The sequence below is a fragment of the Micromonospora sp. D75 genome, from assembly GCF_018070405.1.
GTDB classification, from domain to species: Bacteria; Actinomycetota; Actinomycetes; order Mycobacteriales; family Micromonosporaceae; genus Micromonospora; species Micromonospora chalcea.
The window spans coordinates 1-7,045 of record NZ_JAGPXV010000304.1 but is presented as its reverse complement, the minus strand read 5'-3'; the positions used below and the strand labels follow the sequence as shown (position 1 = coordinate 7,045).

Genomic DNA, 7,045 nt, shown 5'->3' with positions numbered 1-7,045 from the left:
CCAGGTGCAGCGTGCCGGCGACGGCGTAGAGCAGCGCCGCGCCGAGCAGCGTCACAGTGGTGGCGACCACGCTGACCACGAAGAACGTCACCGCCGCCTCGGCGCCCGCGAGGCTGCCCCGGCGCAGGCCGACCAGCACGTACAGCGGGAGCGTCAGCGTCTCCAGCGCCACGATCAGCGTGATCAGGTCACCGGCGGCGCCGAGCACCACGCCGCCGGTCATCGCGCAGGCGAGCAGGAAGCAGTACTCGCCGACGGGGGTACGCCCGGCGCGCAGCAGCGGGCCGGACAGCGCCAGCACGCCGAGCGTGAGCAGGGCGATCACGGCCCCGACCAGCGCGGCCCGGCCACCCCACACCCAGGAGCAGTCCGCGCCCACGCAGAACGTGCGCCGCTCACCGGCCGCCCCGACCAGTGCCGCGCCGGCCGCGGTGCCGGCCGCGCCGAGCGCCGCCACCGCCACCGTGACGGCGGGCCGGGCCACCAGCAGGTCGAACAGGAGCACCAGCACGGCCGTGCCGGCGGCCAGGTACGCAGGCAGCATCGCCAGGTTGTCGACGCTCTGCACCAGGCTCATGGGACGACCCCCAGCAGCGCCTCCACCGGGCCGGAGGCGTAGGACAGGACCAGCGCCGGGGCCAGGCCGACCGCGAGCGCGAGCAGCACCAGCGGCGCCCAGGCGGTCAGTTCCGCACCGGCCAGCCCGGGTGCGAGCCCCGCCACCGCCGGGCTGGGCCGCCCGTGCGAAACCCGGCGCAGCAGCCGCAGGAAGTACGCGGCGGTGAGCGCCCCGCCCAGGGCGGCCAGCACGGCGAGGGTCAGCCAGAGCGGGCCGCCCCGCTGCACGGCGGCGACCACGGCGAACGCCTCGCCCCAGAACCCGGCCAGGCCGGGCAGCCCCAGCGAGGCGACAGCCGCGAAGCCGAGCAGCCCGGCCAGCCGGGGCGCGGTCTCCCGCAGCCCGGACAGGTCGGCCAGCGAGCCGGTGTGCGCGCGGTCCTTGACCGCGCCGGCCAGGAAGAACAGCAGGGCGGTGATGACGCCGTGGGCGATGTTGCCGATCAGCGCGGCCTGGAGCCCGGTGGCGGTGAGCGTGGCGATCCCGAGCAGCACGAAGCCCATGTGGCCGACACTGGAGTACGCGATCAGCCGCTTCAGGTCGTCCTGGGCCAGGCAGACCAGGCCACCGATCAGAATGGCGGCGACGGCGAGCACGCCGAGTACCGGCGCGGCCCAGCGGGCGCCCTCCGGGGCCACCCCCACGGCGACCCGGATCATGCCGTACGTGCCCATCTTGAGCAGCACCCCGGCGAGGATCACGCTGCCGACCGTCGGCGCCTGGGTGTGCGCGTCGGGCAGCCACGAGTGCAGCGGCCAGAGCGGGCTCTTCACCGCGAACGCGAGCGCCAGCAGCGTGAACGCGGCGAGCTGGGTGCCCCGGGACAGCCCGGCGCCGCCGGTGAGCGCGACCAGGTCGGCGGTGCCCGCGGCGGCCACCACCACGTAGACGCCGACCAGCAGCAGCACCGAGCCGAACAGCGTGTAGAGCGCGAACTTGCGGGCCGCGCGACGACGGTCCGCGCCGCCCCAGCCGGCGATCACCGCGTACATCGGCAGCAGGACGACCTCGAAGAACAGGAAGAACAACACCAGGTCGAGCGCGAGGAACGTGCCGAGGATGCCGACCTCGACCACCAGCAGCAACGCCACCAGCGCCCGTCCGCTGCCGCTGCCGGACGGCACCCGCCACAGCGTGTACGCGCAGCACAGCAGCGTCAGCAGCGCGGTCAGCACCACCAGCGGCCAGGAGATGCCGTCCACGCCCAGGTGGAAGCGCAGGTCGAGCCCGGGCACCCACGGCAGGTCGACCTGGTGCCAGGGCTGCACCGCCGGGCGGGGCCCGTACCCGAACCAACCGTGGTCGCCGCCGACCAGCGGCAGCGTCGCCAGCAGCGTCAACGCGGCGGCGACGGTGCCGACCACCCGGCCGGCCCGGTCACCGGGCACGACCGCGGTGGCCAGCGCGCCGAGCGCCGGGACCGCCACCACGGCGACCAGCAGGACCTGCCCGAACGTCATGACGTGACTCCGATCAGGGCGACCGCGAGGCCGATCAGCAGCGCGCCCGCCAGCACCCCGGCCGCCGCCCGCGGCAGCGCCGCCCGGTGCAGCGCGGCCAGGCCACCGCCCACCTCGACCGCCGTCCGGCCGCTGCCCTCGACCAGCCCGTCCACGCCCAGTTCGTCACCGGTACGCACGACCCGCGCGAGCGCGCCCACCGGGCGTACGACGACTGTGTGCTGGACGTCGTCGAGCCGGAACGCCCGGACGAAGACCGGCCGCAGCGGACCCAGGAAGCGGGCCGGATCGGCGGCCGGGTCGCGGCGCCAGCCCGCCCAGGCGACGCCCGCGCCGACGAGCAGCAGCAGGAACGGCAGGACCAGGTTCGGCGCGAGGTGCACCAGCTCGACCGCCTCGCCGGTGTCGTCGCCCGGCACGCGCAGCCGGTCGGCGAACCACGGCGCGAACGCGGCCAGGCCGAGCAACGCGGCCGGGACCGTGAGCAGCAGCACCGGCCAGCGCAGCAGCGCGGGCGGGTCGTGCGGGCGCAGCAGCGGCGTGCGGGTAGTGCCGAGGAACGTGCGCAGCAGCAGCCGGGTCGCGTACCAGGCGGTCACCGCCACGCCGACCAGCCCGGCCAGCCAGACCAGCCAGCCGACCCAGGCCGCGCTCGGCCCGGCGCCGTCGAGCGCGGCCGCCTCGGCGGCGGCGAGCACGCCGTCCTTGCTCCAGAAACCCGAGAGCGGGGGTACGCCGGCCAGCGCGCCCAGGCCGACCACAGTGCACCAGAACGTCACCGGCATGGCGGTACGCAGGCCGCCCATCCGGGACATCAGCGTGGTGCCGACGGCGTGGATCACCGCACCGGCCGCGAGGAACAGCAGCGCCTTGAACGCGGCGTGGGTGAGCAGGTGGAACAGCGCGGCAGCCGGTGCGCTGACCGCCAGCGCGCCGGTCATGTAGCCGATCTGCGACACGGTCGACCAGGCGAGCACGCGCTTGATGTCGTCCTGCGCGGTGGCGGCGAACGCGCCGAGCAGCATCGTGATCGCGGCCATCACGCCCAGCACGGCGAGCGCGGCCGGTGCGCGCTCGAACAGCGGGAACAGGCGGGCCACCGCGTACACCCCGGCGGCGACCATCGTCGCGGCGTGGATCAGCGCGGACACCGGCGTCGGGCCGGCCATCGCGTCCGGCAGCCAGGTGTGCAGCGGGAACTGGGCGCTCTTGCCCGCCACCCCGGCGAGCAGCAGCAGGCAGGCGGCGGTGAGCGTGCCGGTGCCGTAGTCGTGGGCCAGCACGTCGGCGATCCGGAAGCTGCCCGCGCCCACGCCGAGCAGCGCGATGCCGAGCAGGAAACCGACGTCACCCACGCGGGTGACAAGGAACGCCTTCACCGCCGCGCCGGGCGCCTCGGGCAGCCGCCGGTCGTGGGCGATGAGCAGGTACGAGCAGACGCCCATCACCTCCCAGCCGACCAGCAGCATGATCAGGTCGCCGGACACCACCACGGTGAGCATGGCGGCGGTGAAGAGGCTCAACTGCGCCGCGTACGGCGGGTAGCGGTGGTCGACGTCCACGTCGTCGTGTGGACCCCGGCGCAGGTAGCCGATCGAGTAGACCTGCACGGCCAGCGCGACAGCCGCGACGGCGGTGGCGACGAGCACTGCCACGCCGTCCAGCCGCAGGCCCAGCGTGACCCGCAGCCCGCCCAGGTCGACCCAGGTGGTGGACGCCTCGACCGGCGCGTCCACGCGGACCAGCAGCGCCAGCGCGGCCAGCAGCGACACCGCCGCACCCGTCACGCCCAGTGCGACCGCCAGCCGCCGGGCCGACGCGCGGTCGTGGCTCGGGGCGGGCGGCAGCAGCAGGCCGAGCAGCCCGGCGACGAGCGGGGCGCCCGGCAGCACCGCCGCGAGCCACAGCGTCGGCGTGCTCACCGGACCGCTCCTTCCGGGCGCTCGGCCGGGGTCACCGCGGGCGCCGGCTCGGCCAGCGGGACGTCGTCGACCGTGACGCTGGCGCGCAGCCGGTAGAGCTGGAGCACGATGGCCAGCCCGACACCGATCTCGGCGGCGGCGAGCACGATCACGAACAGCGCGAACACCTGCCCCGAGTGCGGCAGCACGGCCTTGACTGTGGTGTCGGCGGTGACCAGCACCAGGTTCACCGCGTTGAGCATCAACTCCACCGCCATCAGCACCAGGACGGCGTTGCGGCGGCGCAGCACGCCGTACACGCCGAGGCCGAACAGCAGCGCGGCGGTGACGTACGGGATGACCGGCCTCACGGGCGCCCGCCCTCGTCGGCGGGCCGGCGGCCGATGTCGGGGCGGGAGAGCACGATCGCGCCGACCAGCGCGGCCAGCAGCAGCACCGACAGCACCTCGAACGGCAGCACCCAGGAGCGGAACACCTGCTCGCCGAGGCGCTCGGCGGTGCCGGCGGCGGGCAGGTCCACCCGGGACCAGCGGAACGCGTCGATCAGCAGCACCGCCAGGCCGAGGCCGCTGCCGCCGCCGACCAGCGCGGCGGCCCAGCCGGGCCGGTCCAGGTCGTCCGACGGGCCGATCGGCGCGCGGGTCAGCATCACCGCGAACAACAGCAGCACCACGACCGCGCCCACGTAGATGAGCACCTGCACCCAGGCCACCAGCTCGGCGGTCAGCACCAGGTAGTCACCCGCGAGCGCGCCCAGGCACACCACCAGCCACAACCCGGCCCGGACCAGGTGGCGGGTCGCGACCACCAGCGCGCCCGCGCCCACCGCCACCGCGCCCAGCGCGAGCAGCAGCACGTCCGCACCGGTCATGAGGCAGTGCCTCCGCCCGGATCGGTGGCGGCGTCGGGGCGTACCCGGGAAGGAGCCGGACGGGCCGACGGACCCGCCGCCTTCCGGGCGGCGGTGGTCTCCTCCTTGGAGGGGTCGCCGAGCGGGTCGTGCGCCGGCGGCGGCGGGACGGTGGCCATCCACTCGCCCAGGTGGTCCTTGTCGTGCAGCAGGTCCTTGATGTCGTACTCGGCGTACTCGAACTCGGGCGACCAGTAGAGCGCGTCGAACGGGCAGACCTCGACGCAGATGCCGCAGTACATGCAGAGCGAGAAGTCGATGTCGAACTTGTCGAGCACGTTGCGCTGGCGGGGGCGGGCGGCGCCGGGCACCGCCACCTCCTCCTTGTGCGAGTCGATGTAGATGCACCAGTCCGGGCACTCGCGCGCGCAGAGCATGCAGACCGTGCAGTTCTCCTCCAGCAGCGCGATCACGCCACGGGAGCGCGGCGGCAGCTCGGGCGCCACATCCGGGTACTGCTGGGTGGTCGAGCGGCGGGTCATCGTCTTCAACGTGACCGCCAGGCCCTTCACCAGACCGCCGCCGGGCACTCCACCGTGCTCGCTCATGCCGCCCATCCTGCCCTGTGACCCGGGCGCGCGCGACCACCACCCGGCGCTTTGGCCCGGGCGTGCGGCCGGATCACGCCTCGCCGGGTGTGAGTGGGGGCAGCATCTCCACGCCGAGCTGCTGGAGCACCTGGAACAGCTCGTTGACGCTCCACACGTCCACGATCCGCCCGTCGTCGTCGAAGCGCAGGAACGTCGCGCCCGAATAGCTGACCACCCGGCCGGTCGGCGGCACCGGACCGAACTGGCCCGCCTGGGTGCCGGCAGCCCGCCAGCGGACCGCCACCCGCGTACCGGCCGCCACCACGTCGACGATCTTGTAGCGCAGGTCGGGGAACGACGCCCGCCGGTCCCGGTGCCACGCCAGCATCGCCGCCGGGCCGGTGCCGCCCAGGCCCGGGCACTCCGCCGCCACCAGCTCGTACGCGCTCTCCTCGCGCCCGGCGTTCCACACGTCGGCGACGAAACGCCGGGCCGCCGTCTCCACATCGGTCACGGCGGGCAGCCTATGCCTCTTTGTGACGCGCTCGACCTGCCGGGAGCCGCCCGAGCGACCATGATGGGAGCGAAAAGCGAACTCGGAGGTAGAGCGTGGGCGGCAGCGACGACGAGGTCCTGGACCGGACCGGCGGCAAGTACGTGGAGCCGGGTGGCGAGTTCACCCGCGACCAGCGCTACATCGCCACCCGGATCACCGCCGACGGGCGGGACGGCTGGCCGGTGGAACCGGGGCGCTACCGGCTTGCGGTCAGCCGGGCCTGCCCCTGGGCCAACCGGCTGATCATCGTCCGGCGCCTGCTCGGGCTGGAGGACGCCATCTCGATGGCAGTGGCCGGGCCCACCCACGACAAGCGCAGCTGGACGTTCGACCTGGACCCGGACGGCAAGGACCCGGTGCTCGGCATCGAGCGGCTCGCCGACGCCTACTTCGCCCGCTTCCCCGGCTACGAGCGCGGCATCACCGTCCCGGCGCTCGTCGACGTGCCCACCGGGCAGGTCGTGACGAACGACTACGCCCAGATGAGCCTGGACCTCACGACCGAGTGGACGGCGCACCACCGGCCGGGCGCGCCGGACCTCTACCCGGAGCCGCTGCGCGCCGAGATCGACGAGGTGAACGCGGTCGTCTTCGCGGACGTCAACAACGGCGTCTACCGGTGCGGCTTCGCCGGCAGCCAGGAGGCGTACGACAAGGCGTACCACCGGCTCTTCGACCGGCTCGACTGGCTGAGCGAACGGCTGGCCGGGCAGCGGTACCTGGTCGGCGACACGATCACCGAGGCGGACGTACGGCTGTTCACCACGCTCGTCCGCTTCGACCCGGTCTACCACGGGCACTTCAAGTGCAACCGGCAGAAGCTCAGCGAGATGCCGGTGCTGTGGGCGTACGCCCGGGACCTGTTCACCACGCCCGGGTTCGGCGACACCATCGACTTCGACCACATCAAGCGGCACTACTACGAGGTCCACCGGGACATCAACCCGACCGGGATCGTGCCGCTCGGCCCCGACCTGAGCAACTGGCTCACCCCGCACGGGCGGGAGGAACTGGGCGGCCGCCCCTTCGGCGACGGCACCCCACCCCC

The 7,045-nt window shown here is 74.2% G+C and carries 8 protein-coding genes; 1 reads left to right on the top strand and 7 read right to left on the bottom strand.

Annotation, left to right across the window (positions count from 1 at the left end):
• The 7 genes from KBX39_RS18510 to KBX39_RS18480 form a co-directional block, all read right to left on the bottom strand.
• On the bottom strand, positions 1–577 hold a 577-nt coding region (locus tag KBX39_RS18510; protein ID WP_282102430.1), incomplete at its 3' end, for a proton-conducting transporter membrane subunit.
• Positions 574–2,079 (bottom strand): NuoM family protein, encoded by a 1,506-nt coding sequence (locus KBX39_RS18505; protein ID WP_210871702.1) that lies wholly within the window; start codon positions 2,077–2,079, stop codon positions 574–576. The genes KBX39_RS18510 and KBX39_RS18505, both read right to left, overlap by 4 nt.
• A complete protein-coding gene (locus tag KBX39_RS18500) occupies positions 2,076–4,001 on the bottom strand; it encodes an NADH-quinone oxidoreductase subunit L (protein ID WP_210871700.1) in 1,926 nt (641 codons plus the stop codon). Before KBX39_RS18500 ends, KBX39_RS18505 begins: the two co-directional genes overlap by 4 nt.
• Positions 3,998–4,351 carry an NADH-quinone oxidoreductase subunit NuoK gene (gene nuoK / locus KBX39_RS18495; protein ID WP_166456991.1) on the bottom strand — a complete coding sequence of 118 codons (354 nt, stop codon included), beginning with the start codon at positions 4,349–4,351 and terminating at the stop codon, positions 3,998–4,000. Before nuoK ends, KBX39_RS18500 begins: the two co-directional genes overlap by 4 nt.
• On the bottom strand, positions 4,348–4,872 hold the full coding sequence (locus tag KBX39_RS18490) for an NADH-quinone oxidoreductase subunit J (RefSeq protein ID WP_069088036.1): 525 nt from the start codon (positions 4,870–4,872) through the stop codon (positions 4,348–4,350). Before KBX39_RS18490 ends, nuoK begins: the two co-directional genes overlap by 4 nt.
• Positions 4,869–5,459 carry an NADH-quinone oxidoreductase subunit I gene (locus tag KBX39_RS18485; protein WP_051611348.1) on the bottom strand — a complete coding sequence of 197 codons (591 nt, stop codon included), beginning with the start codon at positions 5,457–5,459 and terminating at the stop codon, positions 4,869–4,871. The genes KBX39_RS18490 and KBX39_RS18485 overlap by 4 nt, the downstream gene beginning before the upstream one ends.
• A 73-nt stretch (positions 5,460–5,532) precedes the next feature.
• Positions 5,533–5,955 (bottom strand): ester cyclase, encoded by a 423-nt coding sequence (locus KBX39_RS18480; RefSeq protein WP_064446631.1) that lies wholly within the window; start codon positions 5,953–5,955, stop codon positions 5,533–5,535.
• Positions 5,956–6,050: 95 nt separating this feature from the next.
• On the opposite strand from KBX39_RS18480, the gene KBX39_RS18475 reads away from it, so the two are divergent.
• The coding region (locus tag KBX39_RS18475) for a glutathione S-transferase family protein (RefSeq protein WP_210871698.1) at positions 6,051–7,045 on the top strand (995 nt) is incomplete at its 3' end.

Excerpts from the sequence above, each read along its gene's own strand:
- KBX39_RS18505 (WP_210871702.1), bottom strand. The coding sequence starts at position 2,079 with ATGACGTTCGGGCAGGTCCTGCTGGTCGCCGTGGTGGCGGTCCCGGCG.
- KBX39_RS18490 (WP_069088036.1), bottom strand. The coding sequence starts at position 4,872 with ATGACCGGTGCGGACGTGCTGCTGCTCGCGCTGGGCGCGGTGGCGGTG.
- KBX39_RS18485 (WP_051611348.1), bottom strand. The coding sequence starts at position 5,459 with ATGAGCGAGCACGGTGGAGTGCCCGGCGGCGGTCTGGTGAAGGGCCTG.